Annotated in this window: 19 protein-coding genes and 2 tRNA genes; 10 read left to right on the top strand and 11 right to left on the bottom strand. The window is 60.2% G+C overall.

Translation table 11 applies throughout. The features are described 5' to 3' along the window. Positions 1-37 precede the first annotated feature (37 nt). The 5 genes from FGF54_RS06540 (at position 38) to recJ (ending at position 6,206) form a co-directional block, all read left to right on the top strand. The gene (locus tag FGF54_RS06540; RefSeq protein ID WP_142779239.1) at positions 38-997 is read left to right on the top strand and encodes a nucleoside hydrolase; all 960 of its coding nucleotides are present in this window, start codon (positions 38-40) and stop codon (positions 995-997) included. A gap of 302 nt (positions 998-1,299) precedes the next feature. Beyond that, entirely contained in the window at positions 1,300-2,520 is a 1,221-nt protein-coding gene (locus FGF54_RS06535) for an LL-diaminopimelate aminotransferase (protein ID WP_035260789.1), read from the top strand. A gap of 60 nt (positions 2,521-2,580) precedes the next feature. Further along, the gene (locus FGF54_RS06530; RefSeq protein WP_035260791.1) at positions 2,581-3,891 is read left to right on the top strand and encodes a homoserine dehydrogenase; all 1,311 of its coding nucleotides are present in this window, start codon (positions 2,581-2,583) and stop codon (positions 3,889-3,891) included. A 187-nt stretch (positions 3,892-4,078) separates the two neighbouring features. Further along, on the top strand, positions 4,079-4,303 hold the full coding sequence (locus FGF54_RS27175; RefSeq protein WP_003524853.1) for a hypothetical protein: 225 nt from the start codon (positions 4,079-4,081) through the stop codon (positions 4,301-4,303). A gap of 94 nt (positions 4,304-4,397) precedes the next feature. After that, the gene (gene recJ, locus FGF54_RS06520; protein WP_142780159.1) at positions 4,398-6,206 is read left to right on the top strand and encodes a single-stranded-DNA-specific exonuclease RecJ; all 1,809 of its coding nucleotides are present in this window, start codon (positions 4,398-4,400) and stop codon (positions 6,204-6,206) included. Between the two features lie 142 nt (positions 6,207-6,348). Here recJ and FGF54_RS06515 read toward each other — a convergent pair. The 6 genes from FGF54_RS06515 to FGF54_RS06485 form a co-directional block, all read right to left on the bottom strand. Further along, positions 6,349-6,423 (bottom strand) — tRNA-Glu (locus tag FGF54_RS06515). A gap of 451 nt (positions 6,424-6,874) precedes the next feature. Next, positions 6,875-6,949: transfer RNA gene (locus tag FGF54_RS06505), tRNA-Glu, on the bottom strand. 303 nt (positions 6,950-7,252) lie between these two features. Beyond that, the gene (locus tag FGF54_RS06500; RefSeq protein ID WP_003524857.1) at positions 7,253-8,026 is read right to left on the bottom strand and encodes an amino acid ABC transporter ATP-binding protein; all 774 of its coding nucleotides are present in this window, start codon (positions 8,024-8,026) and stop codon (positions 7,253-7,255) included. Positions 8,027-8,037: 11 nt separating this feature from the next. Further along, positions 8,038-9,195: an amino acid ABC transporter permease gene (locus tag FGF54_RS06495; protein ID WP_003524858.1), complete on the bottom strand. Its 1,158-nt coding sequence runs from the start codon at positions 9,193-9,195 to the stop codon at positions 8,038-8,040. 2 nt (positions 9,196-9,197) lie between these two features. Continuing rightward, positions 9,198-10,394, bottom strand: a complete 1,197-nt coding sequence (locus FGF54_RS06490) for an amino acid ABC transporter permease (protein WP_003524861.1) — start codon at positions 10,392-10,394, stop codon at positions 9,198-9,200. Positions 10,395-10,500: 106 nt separating this feature from the next. Next, positions 10,501-11,523 (bottom strand): amino acid ABC transporter substrate-binding protein, encoded by a 1,023-nt coding sequence (locus tag FGF54_RS06485; protein WP_003524863.1) that lies wholly within the window; start codon positions 11,521-11,523, stop codon positions 10,501-10,503. A 376-nt stretch (positions 11,524-11,899) separates the two neighbouring features. On the opposite strand from FGF54_RS06485, the gene FGF54_RS06480 reads away from it, so the two are divergent. After that, a complete protein-coding gene (locus FGF54_RS06480) occupies positions 11,900-13,087 on the top strand; it encodes a cystathionine beta-lyase (RefSeq protein WP_035261216.1) in 1,188 nt (395 codons plus the stop codon). A gap of 2 nt (positions 13,088-13,089) precedes the next feature. On the opposite strand, the gene FGF54_RS06475 is transcribed toward FGF54_RS06480, so the two are convergent. Both FGF54_RS06475 and FGF54_RS06470 read right to left on the bottom strand, forming a co-directional pair. Further along, complete coding sequence (locus FGF54_RS06475) at positions 13,090-14,271, bottom strand: FAD-dependent monooxygenase (protein WP_142779238.1); 1,182 nt, start codon at positions 14,269-14,271, stop codon at positions 13,090-13,092. 30 nt (positions 14,272-14,301) lie between these two features. Beyond that, the gene (locus FGF54_RS06470; protein ID WP_035261222.1) at positions 14,302-14,547 is read right to left on the bottom strand and encodes a zinc-finger domain-containing protein; all 246 of its coding nucleotides are present in this window, start codon (positions 14,545-14,547) and stop codon (positions 14,302-14,304) included. A 170-nt stretch (positions 14,548-14,717) separates the two neighbouring features. On the opposite strand from FGF54_RS06470, the gene FGF54_RS06465 reads away from it, so the two are divergent. The 3 genes from FGF54_RS06465 (at position 14,718) to FGF54_RS06455 (ending at position 16,864) form a co-directional block, all read left to right on the top strand. After that, on the top strand, positions 14,718-15,494 hold the full coding sequence (locus FGF54_RS06465; protein ID WP_035261230.1) for an alpha/beta fold hydrolase: 777 nt from the start codon (positions 14,718-14,720) through the stop codon (positions 15,492-15,494). 200 nt (positions 15,495-15,694) lie between these two features. After that, entirely contained in the window at positions 15,695-16,519 is an 825-nt protein-coding gene (gene cysE, locus FGF54_RS06460) for a serine O-acetyltransferase (RefSeq protein WP_003524868.1), read from the top strand. A 141-nt stretch (positions 16,520-16,660) separates the two neighbouring features. Further along, positions 16,661-16,864 (top strand): DUF3126 family protein, encoded by a 204-nt coding sequence (locus FGF54_RS06455; protein WP_003524869.1) that lies wholly within the window; start codon positions 16,661-16,663, stop codon positions 16,862-16,864. 55 nt (positions 16,865-16,919) lie between these two features. Here the strand turns inward: FGF54_RS06455 and FGF54_RS06450 are convergent, their stop codons facing one another. Beyond that, positions 16,920-18,314, bottom strand: coding sequence for a cytochrome P450 (locus FGF54_RS06450; protein WP_142779237.1), 1,395 nt, complete (start codon positions 18,312-18,314; stop codon positions 16,920-16,922). 110 nt (positions 18,315-18,424) lie between these two features. On the opposite strand from FGF54_RS06450, the gene FGF54_RS06445 reads away from it, so the two are divergent. Beyond that, positions 18,425-19,084: a TetR/AcrR family transcriptional regulator gene (locus FGF54_RS06445; protein WP_142779236.1), complete on the top strand. Its 660-nt coding sequence runs from the start codon at positions 18,425-18,427 to the stop codon at positions 19,082-19,084. A 96-nt stretch (positions 19,085-19,180) separates the two neighbouring features. Here FGF54_RS06445 and fdhA read toward each other — a convergent pair whose 3' ends face one another. Beyond that, positions 19,181-20,371 (bottom strand): formaldehyde dehydrogenase, glutathione-independent, encoded by a 1,191-nt coding sequence (gene fdhA / locus FGF54_RS06440; RefSeq protein WP_003524961.1) that lies wholly within the window; start codon positions 20,369-20,371, stop codon positions 19,181-19,183. Between the two features lie 161 nt (positions 20,372-20,532). Next, on the bottom strand, positions 20,533-21,405 hold the full coding sequence (locus FGF54_RS06435) for an ATP-binding protein (protein ID WP_035262045.1): 873 nt from the start codon (positions 21,403-21,405) through the stop codon (positions 20,533-20,535). Positions 21,406-21,476: the final 71 nt, after the last annotated feature.

Genomic DNA, 21,476 nt, shown 5'->3' with positions numbered 1-21,476 from the left:
AGCGGATGGCGCTTGAAGACATATGGATGAGGGCATTATGCATAAAGTGATATTCGATACGGATCCCGGTGTAGACGACGCCATGGCGCTTCTGTTCCTGCACCGCCACCCCGATATCGATCTGATCGGCGTCACCACGGTTTTCGGCAACGCCCCCATCGATATCACCACCCGCAATGCGCTCTTCCTCAAGCGGGAATGGCAGATGACCGCACCGGTTGTGAGAGGCGCCGGCGTGACTTTCGATCCCGCCCGCAAGGAAGGCCATTGGCCGACCTTCATCCACGGCGAAAACGGTCTCGGCGATATCGATATCCCTGAAACCATCGATCTGCCGCTCGATCCGCGCCCGGCGCATCGCTTCATCATCGAGACGGTGAAGGCCAATCCCGGCGAGGTGACGCTGATCGCCGTCGGCCGCATGACCAATCTGGCGCTGGCGCTGCGTGAGGAACCGGATTTCGCCGCGCTGGTGAAGGAAGTGATCGTCATGGGCGGCGCCTTCGACATGAACGGCAATGTCTCGCCAGCGGCCGAAGCCAATATTCACGGCGATCCGGAAGCGGCCGATCTCGTCTTCACCGCGCCCTGGCGTGTGGTCGTCGTCGGTCTGGACGTGACGACGAAAACCGTGATGACCAGCGCCTTCATGGCGGAGATGGCAGAGGCCGGCGGCAAGCCCGTGCAGCTGCTTTCCGACCTGTCGCAATTCTATATCGATTTCTACAAGACCCGCACCGGCGACGGCATGGTGGTGCATGATAGCTGCGCCTGCGTTTATCTCGTCGCGCCGGAACTGTTTACCACCCGCAGCGGCCCGGTGCGTGTCGTGTGCGGCGGTCTTGCCGACGGCCAGACGATCCAGAAGCCGGATGGCCGCGCCTTTCCGCCTGGCGACTGGGACGGGCATCCGAGCCAGCTCATCTGCACGGATATCGAGCCGGAGCGCGTGCTTTCGGTCATCCGCGCGGCAATTGTGAAGGGTGAGCGCGGCTGAAGGGCAGGAATGGCCGTTCTTGAGCATGGCTTGCCTTGCATTTTCCAAGAATCTGGCGTTATGCAAGTTCCCTGATCATAGTGCGCGATCCGCCTTGCCGGCGGGGCTGAGAAGGCCGTGCCGGAAGGACGGGCGGATCACCGCTATGCGGCGTGGGCCGAGAAAAGCCTTGTAGGTTTTCCCGTGCTTTGCGCTACAATGAATAACGCCTGCCGGGTCGGTTCGTGTCGGCGGCGTTTAACAACAAAAAACGAACCTTCGTTATGGGCCGGCAGAACCGGTCCATTCCCATGAGGAAAGAGATGGAAGAGTTTCACAAGGTCCGGCGTCTGCCGCAATACGTCTTCGAACAGGTCAACCGTTTGAAAGCGAGCGCGCGAGCGGCCGGGGCCGATATCATCGATCTCGGCATGGGCAATCCCGACCTTCCGACCCCGAAGGCCATCGTCGACAAGCTTTGCGAGGTCGTTCAGGACCCGCGCACCCATCGTTATTCCTCGTCCAAGGGCATTCCCGGCCTTCGCCGCGCGCAGGCAGCCTATTATGCCCGCCGTTTCGGCGTGAAGCTGAACCCTGACACGCAGGTTGTCGCCACGCTCGGCTCCAAGGAAGGCTTCGCCAATATGGCGCAGGCCATCACCGCACCGGGTGACGTGATCCTGTGTCCGAACCCCACCTATCCGATCCATGCCTTCGGCTTCCTGATGGCGGGCGGGGTTATTCGTTCGATGAATGTCGAGCCGGATGACAGCTTCTTCGGACCGCTGGAACGGGCCGTGCGCCACTCCATCCCGAAGCCGCTGGCGCTGATCGTCAATTACCCGTCGAACCCGACGGCGCATGTCGCCTCGCTCGATTTCTACAAGGACGTCATCGCCTTTGCGAAGAAGCACGAGATCATCGTGCTTTCCGACCTTGCCTATTCGGAAATCTATTTCGACGAAAACAATCCGCCGCCATCGGTTCTCGAAGTTCCCGGCGCAATCGACGTTGCTGTGGAATTCACCTCCATGTCGAAGACCTTCTCCATGCCCGGCTGGCGCATGGGCTTTGCCGTCGGCAACGAGCGGCTGATCGCGGCGCTGACGCGCGTGAAATCCTATCTCGATTACGGCGCCTTCACGCCGATCCAGGTTGCGGCGACCCATGCGCTGAACGGTGACGGTTCCGACATCGCCGAAGTGCGCAATGTCTATCGCCGCCGCCGCGATGTGATGGTCGATACCTTCGGCAAGGCCGGCTTCGAAGTTCCGCCGCCGGCGGCGACGATGTTCGCCTGGGCGAAAATCCCGGAAAAATTCCGTCATCTCGGCAGCCTGGAATTCTCCAAGCTTCTGGTCGAGAAGGCAGATATCGCCGTTGCTCCCGGCATCGGCTTTGGTGAGATGGGCGACGATTACGTCCGTCTCGCGCTCGTGGAGAACGAGCATCGAATTCGTCAGGCAGCGCGCAATCTGAAGCGTTTCCTGTCGAGCGCAGACGAAACGATGCATAACGTCGTTTCGCTCAACGCCCACAGATAAGGGCAACCCAAGGCGGCCGGGTCCCGGCCGCCACCATCAACAGCAATCAGGAACATACCCATGGCAGATTCATTGAGAATCGGCATAGCGGGGCTCGGCACTGTCGGCGCTTCGCTCGTGCGCATCCTCCAGCAGAGAAGCAACGAACTTGCGATTACCTGCGGACGCGCGATTGAGATTATTGCGGTGAGCGCGCGCGACCGTTCGCGTGACCGCGGCATCGATCTCACGGGTATTACCTGGTTCGACACACCGGAGCAGCTGGCGAGCGAAGCCGAGATCGACGTCTTCGTCGAACTGGTCGGCGGTGCTTCCGGCCAGGCGGAAAATGCGGTGCGCGCCGCACTTGCACGCGGTCTCCATGTGGTGACAGCCAACAAGGCGCTGCTGGCCAAGCATGGCGTCGAACTGGCGACCATTGCCGAAGACAAGGGCGCGCTTCTCAATTTCGAAGCGGCGGTGGCCGGCGGTATCCCCGTCATCAAGGCGCTGCGTGAGTCTCTCACCGGCAACCATGTGTCGCGCATCTACGGCATCATGAACGGCACCTGCAACTACATCCTGACCAAGATGGAGAAGGAAGGGCTGTCCTTCGAGGCCTGTCTGAAGGAAGCGCAGCGGCTGGGTTACGCCGAAGCCGATCCGGCCTTCGATATCGAGGGTAACGATACGGCCCACAAGCTGGCAATCCTGACGACGCTTGCCTTTGGCAACAAGATTTCGGCCGATGACATCTATCTGGAAGGCATCACCAATATCTCCAGCGAGGACATTCAGGCGGCCGCCGAACTCGGTTACCGCATCAAGCTTCTCGGCGTGGCGCAGGTGACCGAATCCGGTATCGAGCAGCGCGTGCATCCGACCATGGTGCCGCTCGATTCCGTTATCGCCCAGGTGGATGGCGTCACCAATGCGGTGGCTATCGAATCCGATATTCTCGGCGAATTGCTGATGGTTGGCCCGGGTGCGGGCGGCAACGCCACGGCGTCCGCCGTGCTCGGCGACATTGCCGATATCGCCAAGAGCCGTCCGGGCGCCCAGCAGGTGCCCGTTCTCGGCCGTCCGGCGAAATCGCTGACGGAATATCGACGCGCCAAGATGAAGAGCCACGAGGGTGGTTATTTCATTCGCCTCACGGTGAAGGATCAGGCCGGCGTCTTCGCCTCCATCGCCACCCGCATGGCGGATAACAACATCTCGCTGGAATCCATCGTGCAGCGCCAGCGCGTGCATGTGGAAGGCGCGCCGCAGACCATCATCCTTGTTACCCATGCGACGATGGAAGATGCGATCCGCAAGGCCGTGAAGGCGATCAAGAACGAGAAATATCTCGTCAGCGAGCCGCAGGTCATCCGCATCGAGCGCACCTGAGGCGCTTCGTCATCTTGATGTTATCGAGGGCCGCGCTTCCGGATGGAGGCGCGGTTTTTCGTTCTATGGCTGCCCGCATCGTGCCGGGAATCTCGTGCCCATAAAATTTGGGGGGACGGCGTCGGAAGCGCTGGAAAACAAGGCGATTCGGCACTATGGTTAATCCTGTTCACCAAGCGAGGGAGGCGTGGCCGTGACATCGATCATCCTGTTCAAGGACAATAAGCGTGCAGGCGTTGCGGCCGCCCATCACCGGGCGCGGCCTCACAATGCCAATGACAATATTCGCAGCATGGAATTCGATATGGGGGAGCATGAGCGCAACTGGTGTTCGCTTGCCGTGTTCTCGCTGCTGCTGCTTGTTGGCGCGGTCTCGATCGTCAGCCCGTTTTTCTCGATTTTTTCGGTGTGAATCCTCATAAGCGCGTTTTTGCTTGAAAAACGCGCCATCGCCATTTAGCCCGTTTTAAAGCGCGATTGGGCGCATGACAGGATGAATGGACAGGATGGCAATGATGGAGCCGGCCGATACCGTGGCCCGCGCGTTTCTAAGCGTGGAGCGGTCGGCGACAGAACAGCGCTGGGTGTCGCGGCTGGATCAGGCCGGGCAGAACCGCGCGCTGGCCATGTCCCAGATCCACGCCATTCCAGAACTGATCGCACGGGTGCTTGCCGGGCGCGGTGTGGGTGTCGATGACGCCCTGGCGTTCCTCGATCCGACCATTCGTTCCCTGATGCCCGATCCGCATGTGCTGACCGATTGCGAAAAGGCCGCCGAGCGGTTGGTGCGGGCCATCGAGACAGGCGAGAAGGTGGCGATCTTTGGCGACTACGACGTCGACGGCGCTGCTTCCTCCGCTTTGATGTACCGGTTTCTCGCGCATTTCGGTCTGACACCGGAAATCTATATTCCCGACCGTATTTTCGAGGGCTATGGGCCGAACCCGGCGGCGATGCAGCAGCTTGCCGCCAATGGTGCGACGCTGATCGTGACGGTCGATTGCGGCTCCACCAGCCATGAATCGCTGAAGGCTGCCAGGGATGCGAGAACGGATGTGGTGGTGATCGACCACCATCAGGTCGGCACGGAGCTGCCGCCGGCCGTGGCGCTGGTCAATCCCAACCGCGAGGACGATCTGTCGGGGCAGGGGCATCTCTGTGCCGCCGGCGTCGTGTTCCTCGTGCTGGTGGCCACCCTGCGGCTGTTGAAAGAGAAGCGGCACAGGCAGGCCTTCACGCTCGATCTGCTATCGCTTCTCGATATCGTCGCCCTTGCCACCGTGTGCGATGTGGTGCCGCTGAAGGGACTCAACCGCGCCTATGTGGTGAAGGGGCTGATTGCCGCGCGCCATATGAACAATGCCGGGCTTGCCGCCTTGTTCAAGAAGGCGGGGCTGGGCGGGCCTGTGACGCCCTATCATTTCGGTTTCCTGATCGGGCCGCGCATCAATGCCGGCGGCCGCATCGGCGACGCTGCGCTCGGCAGCCGTCTCTTGACCATTGACGATGCGTCGCAGGCCGAGGTCATTGCCGAGAGGCTGGATGAGCTGAACCGCGAGCGGCAGGCGATGGAAGCAGCCATGCTGGCGGAAGCAGAAGCGGAGGCGCTGTTCGAATATGGCGACGGCTCGGGTGCGGGCGTCATCGTTACTGCGCGTGAAAACTGGCATCCCGGCATTGTTGGTCTGCTTGCCTCGCGTCTGAAGGATCGCTTCCGCCGTCCCGCCTTCGCCATTGCCTTCGATCCTTCCGGCAAGGGCACCGGTTCAGGCCGTTCGATCAACGGCTTCGATATGGGGCGCATGGTGCGCGCCGCCGTGGAGGCCGGTTTGCTGGTCAAGGGTGGCGGTCACGCCATGGCGGCCGGCCTGACGGTGGAGCGCGCCAATCTCGGCAAGCTCAGGACTTTCTTCGAGGAGGCGGCGGCAAAGACCGTGAACGAGCTGGTGGAAAGCAGCGTGCTGAAGATCGACGGCGCTATCGGCGCGTCGGGCGCGACATTGCAGCTTGTCGACCAACTGGAGCAGGCCGGTCCATATGGCTCCGGTCATTCGCAGCCCATCTTTGCCGTGCCGGCGCATCGTCTGCGCGATGTGCGGCTTGTGGGTACAGCTCACGTCAAGATCACGCTGGAGGCCATGGATGGCTCGCGGCTGGACGGCATCGCGTTTCGCGCCGCAGAAGCGCCTCTGGGGCAGATGCTGCTGAATGCGCGTGGCCGGAACATCCATGTCGCCGGCACCGTGGGCGCCGATCTCTGGCAGGGCCAGAGGCGCGTTCAACTGCGCGTTCTGGACGCGGCTTTCGCGCCCTGACTTTGCGCACTGACAGGGCCTTCCAGCTATCTTGGAATTTCACCGGACACCGGTTCAGGCGAGTGGATGAGACGCAACGAGACTTCTTTACGCGATGCGTGAAGATTTTCGTGCAGGCAGCTGATTTTAAAGGAGAAGCAAGTGGCACGCCCTAGGGGAGTCGAACCCCTCTTTTCAGAATGAAAATCTGACGTCCTAACCGATAGACGAAGGGCGCGTGCGCTTGTGGTGTGGCGCCCTTATAGTCAGGCTCCGGTTGGTCCGCAAGCGGAAAAATTGATTTTTCTCGCTTCGTGACGAGTTTTTTTATGGAGGCCGGAAGGGCTGTGGAAAACTGCGCCAGAACTGGCCAAGGCCTTGAAATATCGCTCCTATCGCTGTGGGTCAGTAATGCTCCCATGCCTTGCGGGAGGCCGGGGACACAGTTTTCCAACCCTTAGCTGGCATAGCTGTCGGCTGGATGAAGCGGATGCTGTGGGGAGGGCTGAAGGGGAAAGGCAAGCCGGGTTGATTTGCCTGTTGGCGTTTCGTCCGGCTTGCCTTCCATCGGGGGGACAGCATTCTAACGTGCCCGGCGGGAATCGGTTCCGGCGCATTGAGCACGCGTGACGAATTTGTGAGCTGATGCGATGTGGTCATATTTTGAAGGGGGAGGACACGAAGGCAAGTGGCACGCCCTAGGGGAGTCGAACCCCTCTTTTCAGAATGAAAATCTGACGTCCTAACCGATAGACGAAGGGCGCGTGCGCTTGTGGTGTGGCGCCCTTATAGTCAGGCTCCCGAAGGTCTGCAAGCGGAAAAATGCATGATTTGACAAAAAAATGACATGGGCCGCCAGAAGCCCTGAAAAACAAGGATTCTTGTTTCGTAACAAATGGTTAAACTGTGCCGCCGCGCCCAGTTTTGTGCTCTTGGCGCTTCGAGAGCGGTGGAATCACGGAATCGAAATCTGCGCGCTTGTGCATGGAGATGACGATTTCAGCAGGTCTCCAGAAACGAAAACGGGGCCGAAACGGCCCCGCTCGATATACATGTCGATCGCAGTCTCAGTGCAGAATCTGGCTGAGGAACAGCCGGGTGCGCTCGTGCTGCGGGTTGTCGAAGAATTCGGCGGGCGAGTTCTGTTCGACGATCTGGCCCTGGTCCATGAAGATGACGCGGTTTGCCACCTGGCGGGCGAAGCCCATTTCGTGGGTGACGCACAGCATCGTCATGCCGTCTTCGGCAAGGCTCACCATGGTGTCGAGCACTTCCTTGACCATTTCCGGGTCGAGCGCCGAGGTCGGCTCGTCGAACAGCATGATCTTCGGCTTCATGCAGAGCGAGCGGGCAATCGCCACGCGCTGCTGCTGGCCACCGGAGAGCTGGCCGGGATATTTGTTCGCCTGCTCGGGGATCTTGACGCGCTTCAGATAGTGCATCGCCACTTCTTCGGCTTCCTTCTTGGGCATCTTGCGAACCCAGATCGGCGCTAGCGTGCAGTTTTCGAGGATCGTCAGATGCGGGAAGAGGTTGAAGTGCTGGAACACCATGCCGACTTCACGACGCACCTCGTCGATCTTCTTCAGGTCGTTGGTGAGCTCGATGCCATCGACATTGATCGTACCCGACTGATGTTCTTCAAGCCGGTTGATGCAGCGGATCATGGTCGATTTGCCGGAGCCCGAAGGGCCGGCGATGACGATGCGTTCGCCCTTCATGACCTTCAGGTTGATATCGCGCAGCACGTGGAAGTCGCCATACCACTTGTTCATGCCGATGAGTTCGATCGCTACGTCCGTTGTCGAGACGGTCAGTTTTTTTGCTTGGGTTTCTGCCATTTGAGCGTCCCTTATCGTTTATGCCCGGTGTCGAGGTGCCGTTCCATGAACAGCGAATAACGCGACATGCCGAAGCAGAATATCCAGAATACGAAGCCTGCGAAAATATAGCCAGTCATGGCGGTGACGGGCGTGGCCCAGTTCGCATCCGATTGGTTGAGTGTGACAATGCCGAGCAGGTCGAACATGCCGATGATCGAGACCAGCGACGTGTCCTTGAACAGCCCGATGAAGGTGTTGACGATGCCCGGAATGACGAGCTTCAGCGCCTGCGGCAGCACGATCAGCCTCGTCTTCTGCCAGTAGTTCAGGCCGAGCGAATCCGCACCTTCATATTGTCCCTTCGGAATGGCCTGCAGGCCGCCGCGGATCACCTCCGCCATATAGGCCGAGGAGAACAGCGACACGCCGACGAGCGCGCGCAGGAACTTGTCGAAGGTCCAGCCATCGGGCAGGAACAGCGGCAGCATGATGCTGGCGAAGAACAGCACGGTGATCAGCGGAATGCCTCTGATGACTTCGATGAAGAGCACGCAGAGCATCTTGATCACCGGCAGGTTCGACCGCCGGCCGAGCGCCAGAAGAATGCCGAAGGGGAGCGACACCGTGATCCCGAAGAACGACAGGATGAGGGTCACCATCAGGCCGCCCCAGAGCTGCGTTTCCACCTTCGGCAGGCCGAAGACGCCGCCGATGAGCAGGAAAAACGCAATGAAGGGCAGGATGATGAAAAGCGCCAGCGCATTCAGTCGCTTGAACGGTGCTTTTGGAATCAGCATCGGTATCAGCAGGATGGCGAACGCCACCATCACCAGGATGGGACGCCAGCGTTCGTCGATCGGATAGCGGCCGAAGACGAATTGGCCGAGCTTTGCCGAAACGAAAGCCCAGCACGCACCGGACTGGCCGTCCGGCAGCGCGCCGCCCTGCGAAGCGGTCAGGCAGGCGATACGATCGCTGCCGGTCCATACCGCGTCGATGAACAGCCACTTGATGATCGGCGGCACCAGATAGGCGAGCAGGGCAAGGGCGATAACCGTCAGGACGGTGTCCTTCGGCGTGGCGAAGAGTTTGGTGCGCAGCCAGTGGCCGAAGCCGACGGCGCTCGAGGGCGCGGGTTTGGCGTCCTCGATGGTCTGTCGCACGAATGCGTGATTGCTGATCGTCATCGTTATCGCTCCACCAGGGCCATTTTCGCATTGAACCAGTTCATGACCACGGCCGTGAGCAGGGACAGCGAGAGATAGATGACCAGCCAGATTGCAACGACTTCGACCGCCTGTCCCGTCTGGTTCAGGATCGTGCCGCCGACCGAGACGATGTCGGCGAAGCCGACAGCGACCGCAAGCGAGGAGTTCTTGGTCAGGTTGAGATACTGGCTCGTCAGCGGCGGGATGATGATGCGCATCGCCTGCGGAACGACGATCAGGCGCGTCGTGGTGCTGGAGCGAAGTCCCAGTGCATCCGCAGCTTCCGTCTGACCCTTCGCCACGGCCTTGATGCCGCCGCGAACGATTTCGGCGATAAAGGAGGCGGTGTAGAAGGAAAGCGCCAGGAACAGCGACATGAATTCAGGTGCGACGACCGCGCCGCCCGAGAGATTGAACCGCCCTGCAATCGGATAGTCGAATGTCAGCGGCGCCCCGAGCGCCAGAAATGTCGCCAGCGGCAGGCCGATGATGAGAAGCGTCGCCGTTATTCCAGTGCGGAACTGCTGTCCGGTTCTTTCCTGTCTGGCCTTCGCCCAGCGGTAAACGAAGACGCTGAGAACGATGGCGACGAGGAAGGCCAGCGGCACGAGCCAGGTGCCTTCTCCCCACAGCGGCTTGGGAAAGAAGAAGCCGCGATTGTTGAGGTAGGTTCCAAGCGGAAGCTCGAGCGACTCGCGCGCCTGCGGCAGAACCGAGATGACGCCCTTGTACCAGAAGAAGATGACGAGCAGCGGCGGGATGTTGCGGAAGATTTCCACATAGGCCTGCGCGAGTTTCGAAATCAGCCAGTTGTTGGACAGCCGGGCGATACCGACGATGAAACCGATGATCGAGGCGGCGATGATGCCGAAAAACGCAACCTGGATCGTGTTGAGAATGCCAACGAGCAATGCCCGGCCATAGGTCGCGTCGCTGGTATAAGCGATCAGCGACTGGCCGATATCGAAACCGGCTCTTCCGTTGAGGAAGCCGAAGCCGGACGAGATGTTTGACCGTTGAAGATTGGTGATCGTATTCGTCACGATGATCCAGACGAAGGCGGCCAGGACGACGACTGTCAGGACCTGATAGAAAATGCCGCGTATGCGTGGATCGTAGATAAGTGACGACGCGCTTTGCGCGCGCGATCGTTGCGAACTGACCGCGTTGCCTGCCATAGGCACCTTTCCCTTTTATGTGCTCTTTGCGAGCTTATTTATATAATTTGAAGTGGAGGCCGGGCGTCGCCCAGCCTCCTTATGATCTAGCCGGTAATGGGGCCGATCAACGGACCGGCGGTGCGTATTGCAGGCCGCCCTTGGTCCACAGCGCGTTCTGGCCGCGCTCGATCTTCAGCGGAGAGCCAGCGCCGACGTTGCGGTCGAAGACTTCGCCGTAGTTACCCACCAGCTTGATGATGTTGTAGGCCCAGTCGTTGGTCACGCCGAGATCGGTACCGATCTTGGTGCCTTCTTCCGTGCCGAGCAGGCGCTTCACGTCCGGATTGGCGCTGTTCTTCTGCTCATCGACATTCTTGGAGGTGACGCCAAGCTCTTCGGCGTTGACCATCGCATAGTGAACCCAGGTCACGATATCGAACCACTGATCGTCACCCTGGCGAACGGCCGGGCCAAGCGGCTCCTTGGAGATGACTTCCGGCAGAACGACGTTTTCGTCCGGGTTCTTCAGCTTCAGACGGATTGCATAGAGACCCGACTGGTCGGTGGTGTAAACGTCGCAACGGCCCGAATCATAGGCGGAGGTTGCGTCGGATTCCTTTTCGAAAACGACCGGGTTGTACTGCAGATTGTTGGTCTTGAAGTAGTCGGCCAGGTTGAGCTCGGTGGTCGTGCCGGTCTGAACGCAGACGGCGGCGCCGGAGAGCTCGAGAGCGGACTTCACGTTGAGGCTCTTCTTGGCGATGAAGCCCTGGCCGTCATAATAGTTGACGGTGCGGAAGTTGAAGCCGAGCGACGTGTCGCGGCTGATCGTCCAGGTGGTGTTACGGGTCAGAACATCGACTTCACCGGACTGGAGAGCCGGGAAGCGGTCCTTGCTCGAAAGGGCGACGAACTTGGCTTTCGAAGGATCACCGAAAACCGCGGTGGCAATACCACGGCAATAGTCCACGTCGATACCGGACCATTCGCCCTTGTCATCGGGATTGGAAAATCCCGGAATGCCCGCGCTGACGCCGCAGGTGACGAAACCTTTTCCCTTCACATCCTGAAGCGTCGCAGCCGAAGCGACCGAGGCTCCTCCCAAAACTGCTGCGCCGATGGCGGCTGACAGAATTGCCTTTTTCATTTTTCCCAACCTTTGTTTGTTATCGTCACTTGGAAGGGGACCGGCATGTTTGTCTTCCCCAGCTCCCCCTTCAGCGAGATCTTTTTCGATCCGCTTTTTCTATCACAATCACAATTGGCAGCGGGGTCAAGACGTGCGGGCAATAATTGTGCCTATAAAACGGAATTTTCCAAATTTTGGTCGGGAAGTGTGCAAAGGGTGAAAATATAAGCATATTTTTGCGGAAATTTGCACTTGCACAGTATTTGTATACTTATTGTATTCTGGTTGGCAATGGATCAATCCGACCTGCTCAGGCGTCCCTGCGGGACTTGACCTTGCGTTGCGGTCTTAGCATTGTCGCACGCGTCAATGTTCCTTCGAAAGCTGATCTGAAATGACCAAGACAAATGACCTGCTTTCCGCCGCAGGTGTGAATACGCGCCTGACCCATGGCGGCAACGATCCCGCGGACTGTTTCGGTTTCGTCAATCCGCCCATCGTGCGCGGTTCGACCGTGCTTTTTCCAGACGCGGAGACGCTTTCGACCGAAAACCAGAAATATACCTATGGCACGCACGGCACGCCGACGACGGATGCTTTGTGCAATCTCGTCAACGAGCTGGAAGGGTCCGCCGGAACCATTCTCGTGCCCTCGGGCCTTGCGGCCATCACCGTGCCGTTCCTTGCCTATCTCGGCGCCGGCGATCATGCGCTGATCGTCGATTCCGTCTATTTTCCGACGCGCCGTTTCTGCAACACGATGTTGAAGAAGCTCGGTGTCGAGGTGGAATATTACGACCCGGCAATCGGGGAGGGCATCGAGGCTCTCATCCGGCCGAATACGAAGCTGGTGCATCTGGAAGCGCCGGGCTCCAACACCTTCGAGATTCAGGATGTCAGGCTGATCACCGATATCGCTCACCGGCATGATTGCGTGGTGACGATGGACAATACCTGGGCGACGCCGCTTTATTTCAAGCCGCTCGATTTCGGCGTCGATGTCTCCATTCACGCCGCCACCAAATATCCTTCGGGTCATTCGGATGTGCTGATGGGTTTCGTTTCGGCCAATGAAAAGCACTGGAAGGCGCTTTATCAGGCCAATACCAATCTCGGCATCTGCGTCACCTCCGACGATGCCTACCAGATCCTGCGCGGCATGCGCACCATGGGAATAAGGCTGGAGCACCACCAGAAAAGCGCGCTCGATATCGCCACATGGCTGGAGAGCCGTGACGACGTCGTCCGTGTGCTGCATCCGGCGCTGCCGAGCTTTGCCGGGCACGAACTCTGGAAGCGCGATTTCAAGGGCGCAAGCGGTGTCTTCTCCTTCGTGCTGAAGGCGGAAGAGGGCAAATACAAGCAGGCGGCGGCGGCCTTCCTCAATGCGCTGACCTTCTTCGGGCTCGGCTATTCCTGGGGCGGATACGAATCGCTTGCCGTTTCGGTCTCGCTTGTCGACAGAACCATTGCCAAGGGCCCGTCGGAAGGGCCGGTCATCCGCCTGCAGATCGGGCTTGAGGATATCGCCGATCTCAAGAAGGACCTCGAGGTCGGGTTTGCGGCAGCGGCCGGGGTTTGACCTCAGCCTTTGGCGCGATAGCCGTAGAGCCAGTCGAAGTCTTTCAGGAAGGCGTCGGTGGGGCGCGTGGAAAACACGAAGTCCCGCGCAATACGCACCGGGCCTGTGGCGTGATAGGCAAAACGATTGAGAGAGGCCCGCTTGCGGGCCTTTTCTATGCGCGGCAGGCGCAGGGCCTCAAAGCTGGCAAGGGCCTGCGGCAAGGGCAGGGGCTTTTCGGCATTGCCGCCTGCCGTCGCTCCCGCAAGTTCAAACGCATCCTCTATCGCCATGGCCGCGCCCTGTGCGGCGAAGGGCATCATGGCATGCGCCGCATCGCCGATCAGCACCGTGTCGCGGCCATTGTGCCAGCGGCCCGGGCCGGCCTGATAGAGCGGCCAGAAGGTAGGATTTTCAGACGAATCGAGCAATCGCACGATATCCGGGCTGAAACCGCGAAACTGTTCCAGCAGCATGGCTTTCTGCCGCCCGCTCGATTCCGCCCGCCAGGTTGCACCGGGATCGGCACCGAGCGCGATGGCGACAATGTTGAAGCCGCCGACTTCCTTCAGCGGATAGGCGACGATATGGCCGCCGGAACCGAGATAGGCGGTCACCGCGCTTTTGTTGATGGCTGACGGCACATCGTTTGCGGCAACGGTGAAGCGCCAGGCAATATTGCCGGAGAAAGTGGCTGCGGGAGCGGAAGGGACCGCGAAACGGGCCGCCGACCAGACGCCATCCGCGCCGACGATCAGATCATGGTCACGGAAGGTGGTTGCTGCAATCACGTCCACCGTCGCGTTTTCGATGCGCTTGCCGAGATGCAGGCGGCAGAGCGGGTTGCGTGTCACCGCCTGGAGAAGCGCATTCTGCAGCGTCGAGCGGTGCAGCACGCCATAGGGTGCGCCCCAGCGTGTGCGCGCCACCGCGCCCATCGGCAGCGAGAGCAGCGTGGCGAGCGATTTTCCGGAGGCGAGTTCGACGCTGACCGGTTCGGTCCAGCGCGCTTCGATTTCCGGCAGCACGCCGAGTTCGGCGAGAATGCGGACGGCATTGGGCGAGAGTTGCAGGCCCGCACCCACTTCCGTCAGCTCACCGGCCTGTTCGATGATGTCACAGTCGATCCCATACCGGGCAAAGGAAAGGGCAGCGGTGAGACCGGCGATGCCGGCACCGACAATGGCTACGGATTTGATGGGCATTGGTGCGCCCCGATCAGGAAAAGTGGAAGGTCAGGCGGCCTTCACATGGAAGACGCAGCCCGGAGGATTGGTCTGCTCGGCCTTCAGCGACGGATTGTAGCGGTAAAGGGTGGAGCAGTAGGAACAGACCTTCTCGTTGTCGTCGCCCATATCGATGAAGATATGCGGATGATCGTAGGGCACGGAAGCGCCGGTGCACATGAATTCCTTGACGCCGATCTCGATCATGCGGTGTCCGCCATCGTTCTGGAAGTGGGGAATGGAATGCCCGGCCATGTTCGTCTCCAAATGCAATATCGTTATCGAGCCGCAATCCGTCTTCGCGTGCCGGCTCGTCGTTGCGGATATGTAGCCTCAAACGCATTGCATCTCCATAAAAATCGTCAGCAAAACATGTTCAACATTGCTAATTCCTGCCATATGGTCCGGCAAAAAGGATGTCCTTGATGAATCTCAACACGCCGCAGTTTTCCGATTTTTCCCATGACGGCCTTCGCCTTGCCTATTTTGACGAGGGCGATCCGGCGGGCGAACCGGTTCTGCTTATCCACGGCTTCGCCTCCAGCGCCAATGTCAACTGGGTGCATCCCGGCTGGTTGAAGACGCTGGGCGAAGCGGGCTACCGGGTGATCGCCATCGACAATCGCGGCCACGGCGCAAGCGACAAGCCGCACGATTCCGAAGCCTATTATCCTCCGGTCATGGCCGGGGATGCGGTGGCGCTGCTCAACCATCTCGGCATCGCCGAAGCGCATGTGATGGGCTATTCCATGGGCGCGCGCATTTCCGCCTTTCTGGCCATGGCGCATCCGGAGCGCGTGCGTTCGCTGGTCTTCGGCGGGCTCGGCATCGGCATGGTCGAAGGTGTCGGCGACTGGGATCCGATTGCCGAGGCGCTTCTCGCACCTTCGCTCGATGTCGTCACCCATGAGCGCGGCCGCATGTTCCGCGCCTTTGCCGACCAGACGAAAAGCGACCGGCTGGCGCTGGCTGCCTGTATCGAGACGTCGCGGGTTCTCGTCACGCGCGAACAGGCTGAGAAAATCGATGCGCCAACGCTGATCGCGGTCGGAACGAAGGACGATATCGCCGGGTCCGGCGCGGAGCTTGCCGCGATCATGCCGCATGCGCGGGCCATCGATATTCCCGGCCGCGACCACATGCTGGCCGTGGGCGACCGGGTGTTCAAGGCGGCGGTGCTGGAATTTTACCGCTCGCTTTGACCCGGAGCATTTCCGGGAAAAGCGGAGCCCGGTTTTGCGTCCGGAAATGCGGCAACGCTGAGGACAGCAAGAAACGGTTTTTCATGCTGCATGAAGAAAAACTGAAGCCTTGCCGCCTTTAAAGTCGTCATTCGAATCCCATTTCTAATGCACGTCTTTTTCTGTATAAAGAACGACCACTGCAAACGAGGAGACCATTCATGGTCGCACGTACCGAGGCCCGTCAGCCCGAACAGCTGACGATCGTCGATCCCATCTGGGGCAGCCTGCTCAATGAAGCCCGCAGCGCCGCGGCGCAGGACCCGCTGCTTTCGGCCTTCCTTTATTCGACGATCCTCAATCACCGGTCTCTCGAAGAATGTGTGATCTACCGCATCTGCGAACTCCTCGATCATCCCGACATGCAGGCCGTGCTTCTACGCCAGACCTTCCAGGACATGCTGGATGACTGGCCGGAATGGGGCAGCGTGCTGCGCGTCGACATTCAGGCCGTTTACGACCGCGATCCCGCCTGCACGCGCTTCATGGAGCCGCTCCTCTATTTCAAGGGGTTCCAGGCCATCCAGACCCACAGGCTCGCCCACTGGCTGCTGCAGAAGGGCCGCAAGGACTTCGCGTTTTACCTGCAAAGCCGCTCCTCGAGCATTTTCCAGACGGATATCAATCCGGCCGCGCGCATCGGCAAGGGCATCTTCCTCGATCATGCCACCGGGCTGGTGGTCGGTGAGACGGCCGTGATCGGCGACAACGTCTCCATCCTTCACGGCGTCACGCTCGGCGGCACCGGCAAGGAAGGGGCGGACCGCCATCCGAAGATCGGAAACGGCGTGATGATCGGGGCCGGAGCGAAAATTCTCGGCAATATCGAGATCGGTAGCTGCTCGCGCATCGCTGCCGGTTCGGTGGTGCTGAAGCCGGTTCCGCCCAAGACGACCGTTGCCGGCGTGCCGGCGCGTGTGGTGGGAGAAGCAGGGTGTTCCGAACCCTCGCGCCTGATGGACCAGCTTATCGGGGCCGATATCTGACCGGCCCTGTCGCGCTCCGATGGGGCCGGCATTTTCACGGTCGTCCGTGTGGAAGACACGGATGACTTGCCGCTTTCACTTTACTTTGGCCTTTGTCCCATGCCAAAAGCGGGCCAACGCGAACCGTACAGGAGAATAGTGGTGAAAGCCGACGAAATCAAAAAACTCGACGCCTATTTCAAGCGCACCTTCAACCCGACGATGGTGGTCAAGGCGCGTCCGCGCAAGGACGATTCCGCCGAAGTGTATCTTGGCGAAGAGTTTCTCGGCGTCGTTTATATCGATGACGAAGACGGCGACCGCTCCTACAACTTCTCCATGGCGATCCTCGACGTCGATCTGTGATCGTCACCATCCGGTGACGGATGGAGTTTCGCACTGAATCAGTCGCCCGTGGCGGTTACGCCGCGGGCGATTTGTTTTTTCGGCTGCTGACCCGCATCATCAGGCGGTTTTCTGGACGCAGGGTGACCCGCATCAGCGGCTCGGTATTTGCCGGGCTTTTGTTCCTGAGGTGGTCGTTCTGCAAAAGAACGGCAAGGATTGCGACAGCCTCCATCATGGCAAAAGCATTGCCGATGCAGACGCGCGGACCGGCGCCGAAGGGCATATAGGCATAGCGGTGGCGCGCCTTGACCTTTTCGGGCTCGAAGCGTGACGGGTCGAAGCGGTCGGGTTCTTCCCACAGTGTTGTGTGCCGGTGGACGGCGTAGATCGGCACATAAAGAACGGTGCCGGCCGGGATATCGTGTTCGCCGAGCCTGAAGTCCTGCAATGCCGTGCGTGTCACGACAGGGGCGGGCGGGTAAAGCCGCATCGCTTCCGAAAATACCTGTCTGATATAGGTCAGGCGGGCGATATGTTCGGCCGCGACCGGTTCACCGGCGGTAACGGTTTTGATCTCGTCGATGACCTTGCGCTCCACGTCGCTGTTTTGCGAGAGCAGATGGAAGGTCCAGGCAAGGCCGAGGGCCGTGGTTTCATGCCCGGCGGTGATGAAGGTCAGGAGATTGTCGATGATTTCCGTGTCGCTCATCATGCGACCGGTTTCCGGGTCTTTCGCTTCGAGCAGCATGGAAACCAGATCGTTCCTCTCGATCGGCTTCCGGCGCCTTTCGGAAATGACGGTTGCAAGGCTGGAGCGAAGATAATCCACCGCCGCGCGCGCCTTGCGCCGGCCCGGATGCGGAAGCCATTCCGGTGCCCCTAGCATGGCGAGTGCGAAGGTCCAGCCCGTGGGTTTCAGATAGTCGGTGATGCTTTGTTCGACACGCCCGATATCGATACCGTGGCCGCCGGACATCATGGTTTCGACGATGATGTCGAAGGTCGTCCGCATCATCTCATGGCCGATATCGATGTCGCCGGCAGGCGATGCGTGCCAGCGCTCTTGCGTGCGGCGCGCGGCGTCGATCATGACCGGCAGCAGTTCCAGCAGCTTCTCGTGCCGGAACGCTGCGGCGACGGATTGCCTTTGCCACTTCCAGTGATCGCCATCGGCCGTCAGAAGCCCCTGGCCGAGCGCGGGGCCGAGGGCGCGGCGCACATCTTCGCCCTTGCCGAGCAGATGGGCGTTCTTGACCAGCGCCTCATGGATAAGCGCGGGATCGGCAAGATGAACCCGCATGACGCCGCCGAGACGGGTAAAGACCGCCGGCTCGCTGAAAATTTCCGGCGGCAGAGCCTTCAACGGATTGCGGATGAGCGACAGCGCGGCGCGGGCTGTTGCGAATTTGGAGACGGCAGCGATTCCGGGCGTATCCGGGGAAGCGGTGCGAAGGTCGGTTCCGGTCATTTGCAGGTCCTTTGTTCGCGTTGAACACTTACATTTCCTGTTAAGGTGTATACCTTATTCTGGGTATTTAAGGTGCACACCTTAGATTTCAATGGTCGGGTTCGAAATCAATGAAGAAAAGCAGTACCGGGCGGACGGCGGCACGCCCCACACGCCAGAGAATTCTCGACGCCGCTCTTACTCTGTTTAACGAGCGCGGGCCCGACCACGTGACGACCGCCGAAATCGCAAGGGTGGTAGAGATCAATGAGGGCAATCTCTATTATCACTTCCGCACCAAGGAAGCGCTGGTTCTGGCGCTGTTTGCCCGGTTCGAAGCCGATGCGCTGGCAATTGTCGGAAAGATTGACGAGGCCGATGAGGGAGCGGCGGCAACCTATGCCGGTTTTCTGCGGCTCTGGTTTTCGCTGGTGTGGGACTATCGTTTCCTGTTTCGCGATCTGGTCGGTCTTGTCTCTTCCGCCCCGGCGCTGGTGGAGCCCGTGCGAACCATAAGCGCCGCGATGCGCCTTGCCGTCGGCGATATCGTCGCGCGCATGGAGAAAGCGGGGCTCGCCGCGATTCCCGAGGAAGAGCGGCCTGCCGTTCTGACAAACCTCTGGATCGTCTCCACCTATTGGGCGTCTTATCTCAACCTTCAGGAAGGCATCACCGAGTTCGGTCCGCCGCAGCTGGACTGGGGATTGAAGCAGGTCTCAAGCCTGTTCAGACCCTATCTCTCTGCGGAAGCGAAAGCCGAGCTGGAAGCGCTGCTGGTAGGGGAGCCGTAATTTCACCGGGTAGTGACAGGGCCGGAAAACAGGGACGCCCGCGACGATATCCGTCGCGGGCGCTTTTACGATGATCAGCCATATGCCGCTGAAGTATCAGGCGGCCTTCAACAGATCGCCATGCGGATCGAGGACGAACTTGGTGGCCGCGCCCTGATCGAAGCTTTCATAGCCCTGCACCGCATCGTCGAGCGCGATGATCTTGGCGTTGACGATATCGGCAATCGGCAGGCGGTCGTGCAGGATCGCCTGCATGAGCTGGCGGTTATATTTCAGCACCGGCGTCTGGCCGGTGTGGAAGGATTGCGCCTTTGCCCAGCCGAGGCCGAAGCGTAGCGACAGGCTGCCCTGTTTCGCCGCCGCATCCACCGCGCCGGGGTCTTCGGTGACATAGAGGCCTGGAATGCCGATGGAGCCGGCGGCGCGGGTGATTTCCATCATCTGGTTGAGAACGATGGCCGGCTGTTCGCCGCCCGCATGGCCGCGCGCTTCGAAGCCGACGGCGTCGATGGCGCTATCCACCTCGTTGGTGCCGACGATTTCGGCGATCATGTCGCCCAGCCGGTCGCCCTTGGAAAGATCGACGGGTTCAAAACCGACTTTTGCCGCGTGCGCAAGGCGATCCTTGTTGAAATCGCCGATCATGACGACCGCAGCACCCAGAATGCGGGCGGATGCGGCGGCGGCAAGGCCGACCGGGCCGGCGCCCGCGACATAGACCGTGGAGCCGACGCCGACGCCTGCCTTGACCGCGCCGTGGAAGCCGGTCGGCAGAATGTCGGACAGCATGGTGAGGTCGCGGATCTTCGACATTGCCTTGTCGCGGTCCGGGAACTTCAGCAGGTTAAAATCGGCATAGGGGATGGTGACATAACGGGCCTGTCCACCGATCCAGCCGCCCATATCGACATAACCGTAAGCGCCGCCGGCGCGGGACGGGTTCACCGTCAGGCAGACGCCGGTATCCTGCGACTTGCAGCAGCGGCAGCGGCCGCAGGCGACGTTGAAGGGCACAGAGACGATATCGCCGATTTCCAGCATCTCGACATCGACGCCTTTTTCGATGACTTCGCCGGTGATTTCATGGCCGAGGACGAGGCCCGGCATCGCCGTGGTGCGGCCGCGCACCATATGCTGGTCGGAGCCGCAGATATTGGTGGAAATCACCTTGAGAATGACGCCGTGCTCAATGCGGCGACCATCCGGCGCCTCAAGCTTCGGGTCATCGATATCGCGAACCTCGACCTGACCCGGCCGCATGTAAACGACGCCTCTGTTCCTGCTCATATCCATCTCCTCCATGGTTTGAACACCGTACCTGTCCGCTCCTCCGGAAACAGGTGACTCCATCGGTGCAGCAAACCATGTGAGGGGAGATGTGGCGTTCGGGAATACGACACGCGGTGTGGTCGTAACGACACCGCGTTTCGCCCGATGTCACGGTGACGTTATCTGTCGAGCGGTTTTCTGAGGCGGCCGGCGGCGTCCTGAATATATTGCCAGGCGACACGGCCCGAGCGGCCGCCGCGCGTGGTCGCCCATTCCAGCGCCTCGTGATGCAGCGTTTCGCGGTCCAGCCCCAGATCGAAATGCGCCGCATAGCTGTCGATCATCGTCAGATAATCGTCCTGGCCGCATTTGTGGAAGCCGAGCCACAGGCCGAAACGGTCCGAAAGCGAGACCTTTTCCTCCACCGCTTCCGAAGGGTTGATGGCGGTGGACTGCTCGTTTTCCATCATGTGGCGCGGCAGAAGATGGCGGCGGTTGGAGGTCGCATAAAACAGCACATTGTCCGGCCGGCCTTCGATGCCGCCGTCGAGCGCCGCCTTCAGCGATTTATAGGCCGTATCGTCATGGTCGAAGGAGAGGTCGTCGCAGAAGACGATGACGCGATGGCCGGAGGCTTTCAATATATCGAGCAAAGCGGGCAGGGTGTGGATGTCTTCGCGGTGCACTTCCACCAGTTTCAGCGAAACGCCGCTTGCCGCGCGCACATCTTCGTGAACGGCCTTGACCAGCGAGGATTTGCCCATGCCGCGCGCACCCCACAACAGCACGTTATTGGCGGCAAAACCTTCCGCGAAACGCAGCGTGTTTTCGTGGAGAATGTCGCGGACATGGTCGACGCCACGGATCAGCTTCAGGGCGATGCGGTTGGGGCGGGGAACCGGCTGGATAAAGGAGTTGACTGGCGCCCAGACGAAACAATCGGCCGCATTCCAGTCGTTTACGGCGGGCGCCGGTCCGGCCAGACGTTCCACGGCGATGGTGAGCCGGCGCAGTTCTGAAAGAAGCAGGGAGGCCGTTTCTTCTCGAATCATGGTGTTTCTTCCGCTTGTCTGGTGTTCAAAACTCTGTTTTGCGCCCGGCCTAGCATGGCGTTTCAGGCCCA

Origin of the sequence: Agrobacterium sp. T29 (genome assembly GCF_006970545.1) — a bacterium.
GTDB lineage: Bacteria > Pseudomonadota > Alphaproteobacteria > Rhizobiales > Rhizobiaceae > Agrobacterium > Agrobacterium leguminum.
The sequence above is the reverse complement of the archived record's forward strand: the minus strand, read 5'-3'. Positions and strand labels throughout refer to the sequence as shown.